Genomic DNA, 16,604 nt, shown 5'->3' on the forward strand with positions numbered 1-16,604 from the left:
TCCACCTCCCAAAAATCAGTGCAAGAGCTTGCACAACAGCTCTGGAATCTTTTCCAATGGGGCCACGTTGTCTGCCAAGCCTGCTTGAATCGCTGCGCGTGGCATTCCGTATACAACACAGCTCGACTCATCTTCGATAATACTTGTGACACGGCCCAGTTCCTTCATGAGTTTTAGCCCTTTAGTCCCATCATTTCCCATGCCTGTCATGATGATTGCCCACTTGTCTACATTTGTCAATTGACTGACTGATTCAAACAGGATATCGACAGACGGTCTGTGTCCGCCTCGTGGCTCCTCTTGATGTAAGTAGGCCTGCAGTCTGCCATTCACTTGACGAACTTCGAAGTGGAAGCCTCCTGGAGCGATGTACGCTGTACCATTTTCCAAAAACTCGCCATCGACAACCTCGGTTACTCGAATCTGACATAACGAGTCTAGTCGATTTGCTAACGATTTTGTGAATCCAGCTGGCATATGCTGAACGATGGCAATTGGTGCCGGAAAATTCGCCGGAATTGCAGTCAGTACACTCTGCAATGCTTTAGGACCACCTGTGGAAGTACCTAGAACCACCAGTCTTGCCTTCCCCCCCACTTGTGACCGCATCACAGCAGGCGGGCTCGGTATTTTCGTACGTATTACTGGTGAGGCCGGAGCACCAGGTGCAGCTGTTGGTTCGAAAGATACCGGTTTGGCTACGCGTGGCATCTGCTTTTTCAAACGTACTTTCGATGCTGCCGCAGCCTTCACGCGCTCGATAAGACGATCTCCCACTTTGTGGATATCGAGAGAAATTGGACCCGAAGGCTTCGTTACAAAGTCAAACGCACCTAGTTCCAACGCATGAATCGTAGCTTCGGCGCCTTCTTTTGTCAGGCTGCTCAACATGACGATCGGAACCGGGCACTCATTCATCAGTTTTTCCAGAGCGTCCAAACCGTTCATGACAGGCATTTCAATGTCGAGTGTGAGAACATCCGGCGCCAGTTGTTTACATTTTTCAATACATTCGAGTCCATTCTTGGCTCGGTCGATCACTTCAATCTCGGGATCAGTAGATAAAATGTCCGAAATCACTTTACGCATAAATGCAGAATCGTCCGTGACGAGAACGCGGATTTTGCTCATTCGAATGTCGCTCCCTTCCTACTTTTATGTCTCATCGTATGAAGTGCCTCAACCTCGCAAGAAAACCTTTGAGGCCACTGACAGAAGCATCTGAAGTAACCGGACGATCCAAATACCGCTCTACCAGATTTCGTATGCTTCTCGCGGCTTGCGATTGTGGATATGTAAGTAGAAAAGGACGCTGCAGTTTAACAGCTTTTGAAACATAAGGATCATCCGAAACATATCCAAGCGACTGAATTTCCATATTCAAAAAACGTTTGGAAACCATCGCAAGCTTGTCTGCCGTCATTTTCCCTTCTCTCTCCGACGACGCTCGATTTATCACCAATCGAATGGATACAGCAGGATTGCGTGCGTGTAGCATCTTCATGACTGCATATGCATCTGTTATCGCTGGTGGTTCAGGAGTGGTAACAAGGATGACCTCGTCTGAGGAGAGCATGAATCGCATGGATTCTTTTGAAAAACCTGCTCCCGTATCAAAAATGATGGTGTCGGCATAGCCCTGCAATGGGTCCAGATGTGAGAATAAGCGATCAAGCTTCTCATCATCTAACTGCATGATCTGCGTAAATCCAGATCCACCCGCAATGAATTCTAAGCCTCCTGGCCCGTGCTCGATAATGTCCCAAACAGTCGTATCTGGCTCTAACAAATGAAACAGATGCTTTTTTGGGGTAATTCCCATTAATACATCCAGATTTGCCAGACCCAGATCCAAGTCAAACAAAACCGTCTTATGACCTTTCTCAATCAAACCAAGTCCAAAATTCAAGCTGAAATTGGACTTGCCGACACCACCTTTTCCACTCGTCACTGTGACCAGTCTAGTTGGTCGTGTCTTCTTGTTTTGTAGCATCCGCTCACGGAGTTGCTCTGCTTGGTCACGCATCTGTTTACTCTCCCATAATCATCGTTGAAACCAGCTCGGGTGTAGCTACAACGATATCATCTGGTACATTTTGACCTGTCGTTACATAGGAGAGCTGTAGATTCATCTCCTGACAAACATTCAACATCGTGCCAAAGCTGTTCGTTTCATCCGCTTTTGTAAAAATGACTTGCTTCACTTGAACTTCCGCAAAATTTTGGACGATCGCTTTCATATCATTGAATTTGGAGCTCAAGCTAAGTACCAGGTAGTTCACGCTGTCTTTGCCATGCTCCAACAATTCACGAATGCCTTCGACGTATTCATCGTTGCGAAAATTTCGTCCAGCCGTATCTACAAAAATGAGGTCACAATCACTTAAGCGCTCCATCGCTGCCGCCATTTCTTTCGGAGAAAAGACAACCTCCAGTGGGACATTCAAGATGTTTGCGTACGTCTTCAATTGTTCTACAGCCGCCATTCGATACGTATCAGCCGTGATAAAGCCGATTTTTCGCTTTTCCTTCAACATGCTGTTTGCCGCAAGCTTCGCAATGGTCGTTGTTTTTCCAACCCCTGTCGGACCGAAAAAGAAAGCATACCGTACGTTCTTACCCAGCTTTGGCGAAGATGCTGTATATGGCTGGATCATGGAAGTGATAATCGTTCGGCTTACCGTAAACGCTTCTTCCTCCGTCCATTTTTCACCCGGTTGCGACTTATCCATTACTTTTCGAATGATTTCTGCAGTTAGCTCTTCCGTCACTTCTTGCTTCAATAACTTTGCACGAATAGATTGTATCGCCGGAGGAAGTTGTTCACTTAAGTCATGCACCAACAGCTTTTGAAACATTTGACGCATATCTCGCATTTCAGTGGCAATCGCGTCATGATTGCTTACGGGTATAGCTCTTTCTTGGGATCTCGTGACAGGAGCATGCTGCTCAGCTGGCTCTCCTTGCTTTGGCACAGCTCTCGTATCTGAGATCTCTTCTGGTGGAGGCGTCGCAACCGCAGTTTGTGTCATCGCGGCTACGAGCTGCTCCCTCCCTGTTGATTGAACTTGTTGATTCTCCGATGTTTTTGCCACAGTCGGTCTTCGATACGCTTGAGCAGCCGTGTACGTACCCGTCTGCGATTTGGGCAAAACGTTGCTGGTTCGATGTTCAGCTGCTACTGTGGGATTTTCTCGCTCGGATGCCTTTTCATCGACAGCAGCGATTACTTCGATTCGTTGTTTGCCAAACATCCCGAACAATCCACCTGTTTTGATCGGCTTGGAATTAAGAATCACTGCATCCATTCCTAAGTCCGTCCTGATTTTTTCCATTGCTTCTGGCATCGAATCGACAATGTAACGTTTTACCCTCACGAAATGTTCACCATCCCTACGCTTTGCACTTCAACATGTGGTTCGAGCTCGCTGTACGACAAAACGGGAACGTCTGGCATCATGCGATCTACTAATTGACGCAAGTACATTCGGACCGCTGGTGATGAAAGAATGATCGGCTGTTGACCCGAGTTGATCATTTTGCTCACTTCAGTCGACATGTTTTGGAAAATTCGCTGAGACGTTTCCGGATCCATCGCCAGATAGCTTCCTTGCTCAGACTGTTCCACACGTTCAGAGATTGCTTTTTCCAATCCTGCTCCAGCTGTCAGCACGCGAAGTGGTTGTCCTGGCTCCGTAAATTGGAGTGTGATCTGTCTCGCCATCGCCTGTCTCACATATTCTGTCAGTACATCCGGATCTTTTGTATACAAGGCATGATCCGCGAGCGCTTCAAGAATGACATGGAGATTTCGAACAGACACTTTTTCACGCAACAGCTTTTGCAATACTTTTTGTACGTCCCCGATGGCGAGCAAACTTGGAATCAACTCGTCTACGAGAACTGGTGCTGTCTCCCTTACATTGTCGATCAGGGCCCTTGTTTCCTGGCGACCTAACAATTCGTGGGCATGTCGCTTGATGACCTCTGTCAGATGTGTAGCCACAACAGATGGCGGATCGACAACTGTATAGCCAGACAGCTCAGCAATCTCCTTATTCTCTTCTGTTACCCATAATGCGGGCAATCCAAACGCAGGTTCTACGGTTTCTATCCCAACAATGGAATCATCTTCAATCCCCGGGCTCATTGCCAGATAGTGATCCAGCATGATTTCCCCTTTTGCGACCTGGTTGCCTTTTATTTTGATCATGTATTCATTCGGCCGAAGCTGGATGTTGTCACGTATACGAATGACTGGTACAACGATCCCCATCTCGAGTGCGATTTGTCTTCGGATCATGATGACTCGATCTAGCAGATCTCCCCCCTGCTTCACATCAGCAAGCGGGATTAAGCCATAACCGAACTCGAACTCGATCGGATCGACCTGTAACAGGTTCACGACGCTTTCTGGACTGCGTACTTCTTCCATTTGCTGTTCTTCCACCTTATCGGCGGATTCTTGTATCTGCATCTTCTGGTTCTTTTCCATTTTCCAGGCGGCAAATGCCATTATCCCGCTTACTGGGAGCACAGGCAAAATTCCAATCGGAGTAAAAAGACCCAGCAACAACATGCATCCAGATACGATATAGAGAAGACGTGGGAAGCTGAACATTTGCTTGACGATGTCTTCTCCCAAACCTTCACCAGAAGTGGAACGCGTTACAATAATACCCGCTGCGGTCGAGATTAAGAGCGCTGGAATTTGGCTCACCAATGCATCACCGACAGACATGGTAGTGAAACGAGAGGCAGACTCGGCAAAGCTCATATCGTGAATGAGCATCCCGATGATAAAACCACCGATAATATTTACGATAAAAATGATAATACCCGCGATGGCGTCCCCTTTTACGAATTTGCTGGCACCATCCATTGCTCCATAAAAGTCAGCTTCGTTTTCAATCTTTTTTCTTCGTACACGTGCTTCTGCTTCTGTGATCATTCCTGCATTTAGATCCGCGTCGATACTCATCTGTTTACCAGGCATCGCATCGAGCGTAAAACGTGCTGCTACCTCAGCGACACGCTCAGAACCTTTGGTGATTACGATAAACTGAATGATGATCAAGATCAAAAACACAACGAAACCGACGACTTGATTACCACCGACTACAAAGCTACCGAACGTTTCAATAACTTTACCGCCTTCACCGTGCGATAAAATATTTCTCGTCGTCGACACGTTCAAGGCCAGTCGAAAAAGTGTTGTAATAAGCAAAACCGTCGGAAAGATCGAGAATTCCAAAGTTTCTTTTGTATACATCGACACAAGCAAGATGGTCAATGCAAGGGAGATATTCAAAATCAACAGCAAATCAAGAAGCGCTGAAGGAAGTGGGATTACCATCATGACAACAATGCTTATGACAAAAAGGATCGTACCAACTTCTTTAAATTTGAATCCCACTGGTTATCCTCCTTCCATTTATTTCACTTTCCCTTGCAGCTTGTAGACGTACGCGAGAACTTCCGCGACCGCTTTAAACATCTCTTCGGGAATTTGTTGCCCAACTTCAACTTGACTATAGAGAGCCCGGGCCAAGGGCTTGTTTTCCATGGTAACGATACGATGCTTTTTCGCTACTTCCCTTATTTTTAACGCTAGATAGTCTTGCCCTTTGGCGATTACCGTCGGTGCACTCATCGCACTCGCGTCATAGCGAACGGCAACAGCAAAGTGAGTCGGGTTCGTAATAATGACATCCGCTTTGGGAAGCTCCTGCATCATACGGCGAATGGCCATGCTTCTTTGCCGTTCACGAATCTTCCCTTTGATGAGCGGATCACCTTCCGCTTGCTTATGCTCGTCCTTGAGATCCTGCTTGGACATCCGCAGATTCTTTTCATGCTCATAACGCTGATAGGCGTAGTCCAGGACCGCAAGAATGAAAAGCAATAACCCGAGATAGATTCCCAGCTTTGTCACCTCTTCGGCAGTAAACGATAAGACTGCTCCGAGAGACAATAAGGAAAGCTGTACAACTTGTTCCTTAGCATTCCACAAAATGACGTACGCGACGTAAATGCCTGCGCTTATTTTTAATAAAGATTTCAGTAGCTCTACGAGCGAGCGTAAGGAAAAAATTCGTTTTGCCCCTTTAATCGGATCGATCTTTTCCAGCTTCATTTGAAGGGGTTCTGTACTAATTAGCCAGCCTACCTGCATGTAGTTCACCGCAAATGCGACAAGAAAACTCAAGCCCAAGATAGGTCCTACAATTTTTATCGCTTCAAATGCAAGCTGCATTACGATGACTTTTAAATTTTCTTCATTTACTTGCCACGTGGTATATGTAATCAATGACTCCCGCATCAAATCTTGAAAGGTGCCTAGCATGGTAGAGCCAAGCATCATTAGCAGAAAGAAAAATGCTGTCAAAGATAGGGCTGGGGAAAGATCCTGACTTTTCGCAACTTGCCCTTTTTTTCGTGCATCTTGCTTTTTCTTGGGCGTAGCTTTTTCTGTCTTTTCCCCATTAAAAAATTGAAGATCTACTTGATAGGAAAGCCTCAATTGATTCATGGTGATCCTCCGAGCGATTTCATCATTTCTGCAAGTGCCCGGAACATGTTTCCAAACAATCCGTTCAGGGTCAGCAAGAACGCAGGCATCACCACAATAAGCAGTAAAAAGCCGGCAAGCAGTTTAATGGGCAAGCCCACCACAAAGATATTAAACTGCGGGACAGATTTGGCGATAATACCAAGAGAGAGATCAACCAGAAACAATGCAACGACGATCGGTGCAGCAATCATAAACGCACTCGTAAACATCGTTTGAAATGTTTTTACTGCTGTCATCATGACGTTTTCGCTTCCGAAAGCCGCCCACATGATGTCCACGGGTATAACCTGGTAACTGCTTATCACACCTCGTATCAGCATGTGATGTCCGTCAATACTGAAAAAGTACAGGACAGCGAGAATGTTTTTAAAGTTACCTGTTATCGGGATATATGCACCCGTTTTGGGATCAATCACGTTTGCCATTGCGAGACCCATCTGCATGTCCATCAGTCCGCCGGCAACCTGAATGGCGACAAACATCATTTCACATATGTATCCAAGAATGACACCAACAAGCGCTTCCTTCATGATATACAGAATAAAAGTCAAATCCATCGGAATCTCGCCTTGTACCGGCAAGGATTGAAAACTAATGACGGCAATGATAAATGCGAGACCGATTTTAAACTGATTCGGTACACCACGAATGGAAAAGAACGGAGCCGTTACAAAAAAGGCACTCATTCGGACAAAAACAAGCAAGAATACGGGCAGATACATCAGAAAAAGATTCATATGCTACCCAACAAAACGATGAAGGTTACCGAAAATCCCCATCGTAAAATCAAGCAGTACCCGAAGCATCCATGGACCAGCAGCCAAGATCACGACAAATACGGCCACGATCTTTGGAATGAAAGCGAGTGTCTGCTCCTGAATTTGTGTCGTTGCCTGAAAGACACTGACCATCAAACCGACCAGCAAGGCGACCCCAAGTGCGGGTGCCGAAATCAGCAGGATGGTATAAACAGAGCTCTGGGCAATTTGCATAAGTAATTCTTGTGTCATGCTCTACCTCCTGAGGCATTCGGAATGTCGCTAAAAACTGGTCAAAAGTGATTTCACAATGAGATACCAGCCGTCCACCATGATGAACAATAAAATCTTAAACGGCAATGAAATCATAACCGGCGGTAACATCATCATCCCCATCCCCATCAAAATACTGGAGACGATCATATCAATTACGAGAAATGGAATGAATATCATAAAGCCGATCTGAAAAGCCGTCTTCAATTCACTAATGGCAAAAGCAGGTACCAATGCATTCAACGGAATATCTTGGATTGATTTTGGTCGTTCGGCTTTTGTGTATTCCAGAAAAAGTGCTAAATCTTTTTCACGCGTCTGCTTTGCCATAAATTCCTTAAAGGGTATGACCGCTGCGTCTAATGCCTGCTGTTGCGTTAGCTTTCCTTGCATAAATGGCTGCACGGCTGTTTCGTTTACTTGTCCGAGTGTCGGAGCCATTATGAAAAATGTCATAAATAACGCAAGGGCAATCAATACCTGATTCGGTGGCATTTGCTGAGTTGCCAATGCATTTCGCACAAAAGACAAGACAATGATAATTCGCGCAAAACTGGTCATTAAAAGCAAAATCGCTGGAGCTACAGATAATACTGTCAAAATCAGTAACAGCTGAATGGCCGTCGATGTCTCCTGCGGAGTTCCTGTTCCGCCGCCTATCTTCAAATCAATACTCGGAACAAGCGGTGTCCCCGCTGGCGCCGCCATGACCATATCAGGTACGGATAGCAACACTGCGACAAGCATCAGCACCTGCAAAAAATATTTCATTTTTGGTCCCCTCTGTCCTGAGCTTGCTCTTTCTTCCAATGTTCTGTTTGGTTTGGACGATTTCTCAAGTCGTTCCATTGACCTTGCAACAGATCTTGAAAGCTTTTCCCGTCCATGTCAGAAGAAAACAAGATTTCTTCTTCCGCCTGCTTTTTCTTACCGAACGGGAGCCATTCTAGCGAGAATGGGCTTTTCATCGGTTTGATCTCAGCGTCAGCCAAGATCACATCTACCTCTTCACCCGGTTCGATCCTACGAAGCAATTGAACGTTTTCTCCTACTCCCACGATGTACAATGACTCACCGATCATAACAACCTGCAGTGTTTTGCCATTGCCAAGCGCAGTAGCGCTAATCACTTTAATCGGTCCATGACTCCCGGCCCCTTGACGTCGACCAAGAAAACGAAGCAATAAAAAGATCAATAGTGCAATAAAGCCAAGCGAAAAAATGACTTGAACCAGATACCCGATCATACTTCCTGTTCCGCTGCCCGGAATGGCCGCCGGCTGTTCACTGCCGGCGGGCGCATTGCTAGTTGGCACTTTTCCCTGGTTGTACGCATCCGCTACTGAACCTTCCGCAAAAACGGTACTCGGCAGGGAGGAGACGAAAAGCAACAGGATCAGACTGAAGGCTAAAATGAGTCTTGCCCCTGCATTCCGGATCATCATCATTAGCTCATTGTCTTTTTGATCGCTTCCAGAACGCGATCTGCCTGGAATGGTTTTACGATGAAGTCTTTTGCGCCCGCCTGGATCGCATCGATTACCATCGCTTGTTGTCCCATCGCAGAGCACATGATCACGCGCGCGTTAGGATCCAACTTTTTAATTTCTTTCAATGCAGAAATTCCATCCATCTCTGGCATGGTAATATCCATGGTTACCAGATCAGGTCCCAATTCTTTGTACTTTTCAACTGCTTGTGCACCGTCACTTGCTTCCCCTACGACGCTGTACCCGTTTTTCGAAAGAATTTCCTTGATCATCATACGCATGAATGCTGCATCGTCGACGATTAAAACTTTGTTAGACATGAATAGCTCCTCCCTAATGCTTCCCACTTGATTGGTTTATTGTAATTTTTGAACACGATCTATCTGACTGATGATGTCTGTAACACGAACCCCAAAGTTCTCATCAATGACGACAACCTCGCCCTTGGCAATTAGTTTGTTGTTCACCAAAATGTCTACATGCTCACCTGCCAGCTTGTCCAACTGTATAATCGATCCAGCGGACAAGTCAAGGATTTCTCTAATAAGCTTTTTCGTACGTCCTAACTCAACTGTTACTTGTAATGGAATATCGTGAAGCAAGTTCAAATTCTGTATGTCTCCTGTATACATAGGAGCACCTCCAAGCGGAGCAAATTGTGCTGGTACTACATTCGCCTGACTAGCGGCAGGACCTCCGAAATGCTGTGGTGTTGGCGGAGCCATTGGAGGCTGCTGATACATTCCTGGGTACGGAGCGTAGCCAGGTGGCATCATTGGTTGTCCATACGCGTCAGGATACATCGGCGGTTGTCCTGGGTAGCCCGTTGGCGGTGCGTAGCCCGGCGGCTGCTGATACATTGGCTGTTGCTGTGCCTGTGACGGCTGCGCTACAGGCGGTACATGGCTCTGTGGCTGTTCTTGCGCACTTGGCTGGACAGAAGGAGCCGACAGACCCATAGCAGGCAGAGAAGGCATCTCTATCTCATCTATGAGGGCCGCTGCTGCTTCTTCATCCCCTGCACCTCCAACCAGTCGATCAATCATCTTTTTCGCAAAGGAAAGAGGGAGAAGCTGCATAATATTGGAATCAATAAGTTCGCCATGTTCTCCTACCTTTAAGCGGAAAGATACCTTCACCAGAGGACTGTCATCATCAGAGAAGCTGTCTCCACCCTTGCCTTGCGCTAGATCCATTACATCGATGCCTGGTGGCGTAATATTGATGAACTGGTTGAAAATCGTCGACATGGACGTAGCAGCGGAGCCCATCATTTGATTCATTGCTTCCTGAACCGCGCTGATATGAAGCTCAGACATTTCAGTGCTCGCTGGTCTACCATCTCCGCCCATCATCAGATCCGCGATAACGGCAGCATCTTCCATGCGAATGACGAGCAGGTTAATTCCTTTGAATCCATCTGTATATTCCACGTGGACAGCCACGTGAGGAATCGGAAATTCACTTTCCAATTCATCGACATTGACTACGGAAACAGTAGGGGTTGTAATATCTACCTTTTGACTTAACAAAGTAGATAACGCAGTAGCTGCGCTCCCAAAGGAGATATTGCCAATTTCTCCGAGTGCATCCTGTTCAAACGGGGACAGAAAATCGGCAACATCCTGGGTCACTGCCGATACAGCTTCCTCTTCGTCCTCAACCAAGTTGTTCGCACGTAACAGCGCGTCAATCTCGTCTTGAGAAAGCATATCTCTACTCATTTTGTTCCTCCCCCTCCTCTATGACTTCATCAATCTGTACGGCGACTCTTCCTTTATGTGTTCCTGGCTGACCCAAGAACTTTAAGTGGTCGCCCACTTTGACTTTCAACTTGTTGTCGATCGATTGATCTAATTGAATGACATCGCCTTTTTGTAGCTGTAGGAAATCTCCTACTGTAATCGTAGCTGTTCCCATTTCAGCAACAATCGGCAATTTTGCAACTTTTACTCGCTCTTCTACACGCAGGCGCTCTTCTTCATCCCGCGTTTTCTTCTGTTTGGAGAACCAGTATTGTCCAGACAGCTTTGTCATGATTGGCTCCAGTACCACGTGAGGCAAACAGAGATTGATCATTCCTGTTGTATCGCCGATTTTGGTACTAAAAGAGATTACCACGACAATCTCATTAGGTGAGACGATCTGCATGAACTGTGGATTCATTTCCAAGCCTTCCTGATACGGGTCCAGTTCAATGATTTGCTTCCATGCCTCGTGGAAAGTATCCAGCGCTTTGCCGAATACGCGTTCCATCACCGTTGTTTCAATTTCCGTAAGGGCGCCCATTTTTTCCGGAATCGCCCCCTGTCCTCCCAGAAGTCGATCCAACATGGTATAGGCGATGTTTGGATTTACTTCCAAAACCATTCGTCCTTCCAGCGGAGGAGCTTCAAAGATGTTCAAGATAGTCATCTTGGGAATAGAACGTATAAATTCGTCATACGGCAATTGATCGACGGAGGCAACCGTAATTTGCACGAAGGTACGGAGCTGAGCTGAAAAATACGTAGTCAACAGCCTCGCGTAGTTTTCATGGATTCGCGTTAAACCACGGATCTGATCTTTCGAGAATCGCAGGGCGCGTTTGAAATCATATACTTTGACTTTACGCTCAGTTTCTTCCTTTTTCAGCTCGTTGGCATCCATTTCGCCCGAAGATAGGGCGGCCAACAGCGCATCAATCTCACTCTGTGAGAGAACCTCGGCCATATGTCGTCACCTCCTTGCTATGTATACCATAATCGCTTCCTATGACAAGACGCGTTTGGTTGTCACTACTTGAACAATCTTACCCTCTTGCATCAGGGAGCTGATTTCATTCATGATTTTTGCTTCTAGCTTGTTCACACCTTCAGTTCCTTTTATGTCTTCTGGTGTCAACCCCGCCAATGTTTTAATAATCACCTGATTGACTTGCGGCAAGCGCTGCTCCAACTCTGTTTTGGCAGCACTACTGTCAGCCGTAATGCTAAAGCGTACAATCATGTAATTATTCGTTAGCAAGTTCGTAGTAATTTCGCCAGTGTCAACAGAGAACTCTTTCATTTCCTCTGCCGTGAGCGGCTTCACCTCTTGCTCTTCCGTTACGCCTGTTTGCGCAGCCGGAGAGAGATAGGTTTGCCAGAGAACAAACGAAATCACTCCCAGTAGCGATATCGCGATGATAATGATTAGAGCCATGTTAAACAATCGATTTTGAAACATCGCTAATGCCTCCCGCTATTCATTTGAATCACCCGGCAGTTTCGGTACAGATGTTGCCGGAGGAACATTATGATAAAAAGCCTGAACACGTTCAGCGATGGATTCCACCGAATCCTTCACGATGTACTTTCTGTCGTTGAACAGCGTAATTACGCTATCCGGAGTTCCTTCAACAGTTTCAATGTGAGTGATGTTCAGATAAAAAGTAGAGCCGTTAAACCTCGTTAACTTAATCATTGGCTGCTCCTTTCCGGATCAAGCTGGGGAAGGCTTAGAACACTTCCCCGGCTTTTCCGTTAAACGAAATTATCGTTTCAGGTTCACCAGTTCTTCCAATACTGTGTCAGATGTCGTGATGATCCGTGAGTTTGCTTGGAAACCGCGTTGTGCCACGATCATTTCTGTAAATTCTTCAGAAAGGTCAACGTTGGACATTTCCAGTTGTCCTGCGATGATGCTTACTTTTGCATCAGCTGGCGTTACTGGTGTCAAGGGGTCATTATCATTCGCTCCAGCGTTTACTGTGTTTTCGTAAAGATTGTTCCCAATCTTCTTCAAACCACCTGGGTTATTGAAGGTCATTATCCCAATGGTATTCGTAGAGTCTAATGCACCTGTTTCATCCACCGTTGTGATGACTCCGTCTTTTCCGATAGAGTAAGAAACAATCCCATCATTTTGGCTGATCTGAATGGCACCTGGATCAGTGTTCATGAGCTTCATCCCTTGGGAGTTCACCAGGTAACCGTCTGCATCACGTGTAAAGTTGCCTGCACGGGTATAATAGATCGTTGCCCCTTCATCCGGGCTTACCATAAAGAATCCATCGCCCTCGATAGAAAGGTCTGTTGGCAGGTTGGTTGTCATTGGACTACCAGCAGAGAAGACGGTATCAACGGATGCGATTGAGGCTCCTAGACCAATCTGAGTTGGGTTAGTTCCGCCCTTCCCACCAGCTGTAGGTGCCCCAGCCCCTTGAACATTTTGGCTCAAAATATCTTGGAACATCACACGACCCTTTTTGAAGCCCACGGTGTTTACGTTCGCGATATTATTACCAATAACGTCCAACTTAGTTTGAAATCCACGCAAGCCTGAAATACCTGAATACATAGATCGAAGCATACTTGCTTCCTCCTTTACCTTCTCATTTACAGCGGCTACCTCTGTCAGTCGGTAGCCGAATGGGCTTCCTCAAAAGGAGGTCCAGCCCAGTAAACAGCCACCTACACGAATATGGCACTGTCAATGTTAGTAAATACGTTGTCTTTCATGCTGCCATCGTCTACAGCGGTAATAATTTTCCGATTTACGATGCTCACGACGTAGGCCACATTATCCATCATAATGAGAGACTCTCTGGCGCCTTTGGCAGCTGCTTTTTGCACAGCGGATTCCAAACGCTCCATTTGTTGTCGCTCTAGCGTAATGCCCCGCTCCTGCAAGCGATTGACGGCATGTTGACTAAAACTAAGTGGCTCCGCCTTGGTGGCAGCGCCAATCGATTCCGTCAAATACTGCTGAAATAACGTGTTGTTTCCCGGAGCGGTTTGGGTAGTAGCTTTTGCGACGTGATTCGTTTTCGGAGGAAAATAGGGTTGCCCCACACGAAAATGGTTCATGGCGCTTCCTCCTTATATCCAATCCTAGACGATGTCGTCAATGCCGCGAGCCGTTTCCCGCAATCGATTCCATAGCACTTCTGATGATTCATTACTGTCTACCAGGGCATCGAGAGCAAATTCTTGCTCGTCTTTATCTTGCTGTTTTCGATTCTCTTGTTGCTGTCGTGCTTGTTCACGCTGCTGTTGGAAGTTAAAAGCTGTATCCTGCTGTTGGTTTACCTCCAAGCGATCAACCTGCAAGCCTTGTTGGGTCAAAGCAGCTCGAAGCTGTGGAAGCTGATTGTCCAGCATATCCTTTCCAGCCTGTGTTTCAGCATGGAACTGTGCTGTAATCACTCCATTTTGGGAAGTAATCGTTACATCTACTTGGCCCAAAGATTGTGGATTCAGAATCAGCCTTGCCTCATGTACGCCATTATGTTGGGTCAACTGCATCTTGGACACGAAAAGCTGTGTGACTTGCTGTGTCAGTTGGTTGGCGTTCACGTGATGTGTTGGAACAGACTGTTGCTGAAAGGTCTGTACAGATTGTGTCTGTGTATTAGATGAAGCAATAATCGGTGTCTGACCATTTCCATTCAGCACGCCCTCTTCTGCATTGCCCTCTTGATTCAAAAGGCTGCTTTGAAGGGTAGACTGTACTGTTTGGGATTGAATCCCTGCCTCTAGCTTGTAAGCCGAGAGTCCTTGATTCAACCGCAGTGGAGAAATCGTCTTAAACGTGTCCTGTTGGGTTGTGTTCATGTTTGCCATCACATCGGATCGCAAGTTCAGTCCACTTCGTTTTGACTCCTCAGCATTTCCTTTTTGATTCTTCAGGGATTCGAGAAGAGCTGCCAGCTTGTCTAGTTCGTTTGGAGTTGCTTCCCCTTTTTTCAGGTTAGCTAGAAGCTGCTTTAAATCCTCACTCACTTGACCAGCATTCCCTTGCGCTTTACCCAATAGTTGTTCCATTGCAGTTGCAAATTTTTCTTGGGCGTCAGGCGGTAATTCGTCTTGCGCAGTTTGACCAGAGCCAAGCAGTTGGGCAAATAATGCCATGAGATCAGCTAATGCGAGCATGTCCTCTTCACTTAAACCCTCTGGATCCACCATTGTCTCTTCTGGGTTCCCCACCTGATCCAACACCTGAATCAATTGCATGGAAAACATTTGACCTAGACCAGTTCCACCTGCATTAACGGTAGGGGTTGTTGTAACAGATCCTGCTGATCCTACTGCAGGGGTCAAATTGGCCACATTCATCTCGTTCACCTCCTCCATTTGATATTTGTTGCTTATAAGAACGAAAACAGATGATTGCTCATTCTATTTTCGAAGCAACTCTGCTGTAATGCGAGCCGCCAGATTATCTGGTTCTTTCTGTTTCTTGTCGTCATTGGCGATCGCTGAGAGAGTTTGTGCCCGTTTATCCGCAGGCAAGTCTTTCATTAAGGCAATAGCTTGACCTCTGTTAGTATCCATGAGTGAACGAATGATAGCAGCAGCATCAGCAGGCGGCAATTGAGTAAATGTCTTCATTAGTTCCTCGTTCGACTCAGACCCCTCACGCGTATTGCTCAACGCCTTAGTCAGAACATCAACTCGTTGTTGCAGAGCAGCAATGTCATCATCTTTGTTCACTACTGAATCTTTTAACAAGATGGAAATATCGGCAGCTTTCTTTGGTTCCATCTTGGCCAAAATGTCTGCCTGTTGTGCAGGCTTCATTTTCGTCATGACGGCAACTGACTCTTGCAGTTTTAAATTTTCAATGATGGCCGCAGCATTCTTTGGAGACATGGTTGTGTACACTTTCGCCAAATCTGTAAACTGCTTCTGACGCTCTTCCTCAGTTGCGCGCTTGTCTTCCATTGCCTTGTTTACATCATCGATTTGTTTTTCCAGTGCCGCAATCGTGGCATCTTTCTTTGCTGACTCTTCTTTTAAAGTGGTAATCTGCTGCTGGTTTTTTGCTTGATCTTGCTGTAGGGTTGCCACTTGTTTGTCCATGTCAGGTTGTTCTTCTGAGCCGGGAGTTGCTGCATAGTCGTCCGGGACTAATTTTTCCACGTACGGTATGGAGTTAGCCCAGTGGAGAACAGTCCCTAACACGTTTACTCCGAGCAAGCTCAGGAGCACACCGCCAAGGAGGCTGGCAAACAGAGCAGGAATGACAATCATATAAAAGAACCATTCCCACCTGCCGTATTCCCGTTCTTCTTGGATTTCTTCCATTTGGAACCTCCCTCAGTAGCTTCGGCGAAGATAGAGCTGCGTACCGATCTCATCCAACTCTTTTTGCTCTCTTTGCTTCTGGTCGTCCAGAAATTGGTGGAGCGACTTTTCCCGAAGGCGTTGCCATAGTTGGGACTCTTTCATACGTTCCGTCAATCGTGACTGACAGCGTTCCACATCCTGTTCACAACCATGCAAGGTACGTTGCTGATTCTGAATGGATTTCGCAACAGATTGCTGATATTGCGTAATGGAAATGAGCTGCGCAGCACTGCATGTCTGCATCTGTACTTCCTGGAGCTTCATCGTCATCTCGTCATGATGCTCGGTTAGTTGAGAAAGCTTCCACTCTTCTTCGTTTTTACGCTGGATGGACTTTCCGAAAGCCCACTCTGCTTGTTCTTTTTCTTTTTCCTTTAAATCAAGAACCTTTTGGAGATGAAACTGAAACACACGCACG

General features: G+C 46.4%; 19 protein-coding genes. All 19 read right to left on the reverse strand.

Annotated features, from left to right (window positions below):
* Nucleotides 1–15 precede the first annotated feature (15 nt).
* On the reverse strand, nucleotides 16–1,131 hold the full coding sequence (locus M3630_RS03915) for a protein-glutamate methylesterase/protein-glutamine glutaminase (RefSeq protein WP_251251290.1): 1,116 nt from the start codon (nucleotides 1,129–1,131) through the stop codon (nucleotides 16–18).
* Nucleotides 1,132–1,162: 31 nt separating this feature from the next.
* The gene (locus M3630_RS03920) at nucleotides 1,163–2,026 is read right to left on the reverse strand and encodes a MinD/ParA family protein (protein WP_173608006.1); all 864 of its coding nucleotides are present in this window, start codon (nucleotides 2,024–2,026) and stop codon (nucleotides 1,163–1,165) included.
* A 4-nt stretch (nucleotides 2,027–2,030) separates the two neighbouring features.
* Nucleotides 2,031–3,377 carry a flagellar biosynthesis GTPase FlhF gene (gene flhF, locus M3630_RS03925; protein WP_251251291.1) on the reverse strand — a complete coding sequence of 449 codons (1,347 nt, stop codon included), beginning with the start codon at nucleotides 3,375–3,377 and terminating at the stop codon, nucleotides 2,031–2,033.
* Nucleotides 3,374–5,416, reverse strand: a complete 2,043-nt coding sequence (gene flhA / locus M3630_RS03930; protein ID WP_064202438.1) for a flagellar biosynthesis protein FlhA — start codon at nucleotides 5,414–5,416, stop codon at nucleotides 3,374–3,376. Before flhA ends, flhF begins: the two co-directional genes overlap by 4 nt.
* Nucleotides 5,417–5,434: 18 nt before the next feature.
* A complete protein-coding gene (gene flhB / locus M3630_RS03935; RefSeq protein WP_251251292.1) occupies nucleotides 5,435–6,532 on the reverse strand; it encodes a flagellar biosynthesis protein FlhB in 1,098 nt (365 codons plus the stop codon).
* Nucleotides 6,529–7,311 (reverse strand): flagellar biosynthetic protein FliR, encoded by a 783-nt coding sequence (gene fliR / locus M3630_RS03940; RefSeq protein WP_173608009.1) that lies wholly within the window; start codon nucleotides 7,309–7,311, stop codon nucleotides 6,529–6,531. The genes flhB and fliR overlap by 4 nt, the downstream gene beginning before the upstream one ends.
* A gap of 3 nt (nucleotides 7,312–7,314) precedes the next feature.
* Nucleotides 7,315–7,584, reverse strand: coding sequence for a flagellar biosynthesis protein FliQ (gene fliQ / locus M3630_RS03945; protein ID WP_007719290.1), 270 nt, complete (start codon nucleotides 7,582–7,584; stop codon nucleotides 7,315–7,317).
* A 30-nt stretch (nucleotides 7,585–7,614) separates the two neighbouring features.
* Complete coding sequence (gene fliP / locus M3630_RS03950; RefSeq protein WP_088908099.1) at nucleotides 7,615–8,376, reverse strand: flagellar type III secretion system pore protein FliP; 762 nt, start codon at nucleotides 8,374–8,376, stop codon at nucleotides 7,615–7,617.
* Nucleotides 8,373–9,053: a flagellar biosynthetic protein FliO gene (locus M3630_RS03955; RefSeq protein WP_251251293.1), complete on the reverse strand. Its 681-nt coding sequence runs from the start codon at nucleotides 9,051–9,053 to the stop codon at nucleotides 8,373–8,375. The genes fliP and M3630_RS03955 overlap by 4 nt, the downstream gene beginning before the upstream one ends.
* On the reverse strand, nucleotides 9,053–9,415 hold the full coding sequence (locus tag M3630_RS03960; protein WP_007719294.1) for a response regulator: 363 nt from the start codon (nucleotides 9,413–9,415) through the stop codon (nucleotides 9,053–9,055). Before M3630_RS03960 ends, M3630_RS03955 begins: the two co-directional genes overlap by 1 nt.
* A gap of 36 nt (nucleotides 9,416–9,451) precedes the next feature.
* A complete protein-coding gene (gene fliY, locus M3630_RS03965) occupies nucleotides 9,452–10,819 on the reverse strand; it encodes a flagellar motor switch phosphatase FliY (RefSeq protein ID WP_251251294.1) in 1,368 nt (455 codons plus the stop codon).
* Nucleotides 10,812–11,807: a flagellar motor switch protein FliM gene (fliM, locus tag M3630_RS03970; protein WP_172140508.1), complete on the reverse strand. Its 996-nt coding sequence runs from the start codon at nucleotides 11,805–11,807 to the stop codon at nucleotides 10,812–10,814. Before fliM ends, fliY begins: the two co-directional genes overlap by 8 nt.
* Nucleotides 11,808–11,846: 39 nt before the next feature.
* Entirely contained in the window at nucleotides 11,847–12,302 is a 456-nt protein-coding gene (locus tag M3630_RS03975; RefSeq protein WP_106781037.1) for a flagellar basal body-associated FliL family protein, read from the reverse strand.
* A gap of 15 nt (nucleotides 12,303–12,317) precedes the next feature.
* Nucleotides 12,318–12,539 (reverse strand): flagellar FlbD family protein, encoded by a 222-nt coding sequence (locus tag M3630_RS03980; RefSeq protein ID WP_106781039.1) that lies wholly within the window; start codon nucleotides 12,537–12,539, stop codon nucleotides 12,318–12,320.
* Nucleotides 12,540–12,608: 69 nt separating this feature from the next.
* Nucleotides 12,609–13,427 (reverse strand): flagellar basal body rod protein FlgG, encoded by an 819-nt coding sequence (flgG, locus tag M3630_RS03985; RefSeq protein WP_251251295.1) that lies wholly within the window; start codon nucleotides 13,425–13,427, stop codon nucleotides 12,609–12,611.
* A gap of 101 nt (nucleotides 13,428–13,528) precedes the next feature.
* Nucleotides 13,529–13,924, reverse strand: a complete 396-nt coding sequence (locus M3630_RS03990; protein ID WP_047067910.1) for a TIGR02530 family flagellar biosynthesis protein — start codon at nucleotides 13,922–13,924, stop codon at nucleotides 13,529–13,531.
* Nucleotides 13,925–13,948: 24 nt separating this feature from the next.
* A complete protein-coding gene (locus M3630_RS03995; protein WP_251251296.1) occupies nucleotides 13,949–15,172 on the reverse strand; it encodes a flagellar hook-length control protein FliK in 1,224 nt (407 codons plus the stop codon).
* Between the two features lie 63 nt (nucleotides 15,173–15,235).
* Nucleotides 15,236–16,144, reverse strand: coding sequence for a MotE family protein (locus M3630_RS04000; protein ID WP_173608016.1), 909 nt, complete (start codon nucleotides 16,142–16,144; stop codon nucleotides 15,236–15,238).
* 12 nt (nucleotides 16,145–16,156) lie between these two features.
* Entirely contained in the window at nucleotides 16,157–16,603 is a 447-nt protein-coding gene (gene fliJ / locus M3630_RS04005) for a flagellar export protein FliJ (protein ID WP_173608017.1), read from the reverse strand.
* Between the last annotated feature and the right edge of the window lies 1 nt (nucleotide 16,604).

This window comes from Brevibacillus sp. MER 51 (assembly GCF_023714195.1).
GTDB lineage: Bacteria > Bacillota > Bacilli > Brevibacillales > Brevibacillaceae > Brevibacillus.

Bases quoted from the DNA above. Each gene is read 5' to 3' on its own strand.
- fliM (WP_172140508.1), bottom strand. From the start codon at position 11,807: ATGGCCGAGGTTCTCTCACAGAGTGAGATTGATGCGCTGTTGGCCGCC.
- M3630_RS03975 (WP_106781037.1), bottom strand. From the start codon at position 12,302: ATGTTTCAAAATCGATTGTTTAACATGGCTCTAATCATTATCATCGCG.
- M3630_RS03960 (WP_007719294.1), bottom strand. From the start codon at position 9,415: ATGTCTAACAAAGTTTTAATCGTCGACGATGCAGCATTCATGCGTATG.
- flgG (WP_251251295.1), bottom strand. From the start codon at position 13,427: ATGCTTCGATCTATGTATTCAGGTATTTCAGGCTTGCGTGGATTTCAA.
- fliP (WP_088908099.1), bottom strand. From the start codon at position 8,376: ATGAAATATTTTTTGCAGGTGCTGATGCTTGTCGCAGTGTTGCTATCC.
- fliQ (WP_007719290.1), bottom strand. From the start codon at position 7,584: ATGACACAAGAATTACTTATGCAAATTGCCCAGAGCTCTGTTTATACC.
- fliR (WP_173608009.1), bottom strand. From the start codon at position 7,311: ATGAATCTTTTTCTGATGTATCTGCCCGTATTCTTGCTTGTTTTTGTC.
- M3630_RS04000 (WP_173608016.1), bottom strand. From the start codon at position 16,144: ATGGAAGAAATCCAAGAAGAACGGGAATACGGCAGGTGGGAATGGTTC.
- flhB (WP_251251292.1), bottom strand. From the start codon at position 6,532: ATGAATCAATTGAGGCTTTCCTATCAAGTAGATCTTCAATTTTTTAAT.
- M3630_RS03955 (WP_251251293.1), bottom strand. From the start codon at position 9,053: ATGATGATGATCCGGAATGCAGGGGCAAGACTCATTTTAGCCTTCAGT.
- M3630_RS03995 (WP_251251296.1), bottom strand. From the start codon at position 15,172: ATGAATGTGGCCAATTTGACCCCTGCAGTAGGATCAGCAGGATCTGTT.
- fliY (WP_251251294.1), bottom strand. From the start codon at position 10,819: ATGAGTAGAGATATGCTTTCTCAAGACGAGATTGACGCGCTGTTACGT.
- M3630_RS03915 (WP_251251290.1), bottom strand. From the start codon at position 1,131: ATGAGCAAAATCCGCGTTCTCGTCACGGACGATTCTGCATTTATGCGT.
- M3630_RS03920 (WP_173608006.1), bottom strand. From the start codon at position 2,026: ATGCGTGACCAAGCAGAGCAACTCCGTGAGCGGATGCTACAAAACAAG.
- M3630_RS03980 (WP_106781039.1), bottom strand. From the start codon at position 12,539: ATGATTAAGTTAACGAGGTTTAACGGCTCTACTTTTTATCTGAACATC.
- M3630_RS03990 (WP_047067910.1), bottom strand. From the start codon at position 13,924: ATGAACCATTTTCGTGTGGGGCAACCCTATTTTCCTCCGAAAACGAAT.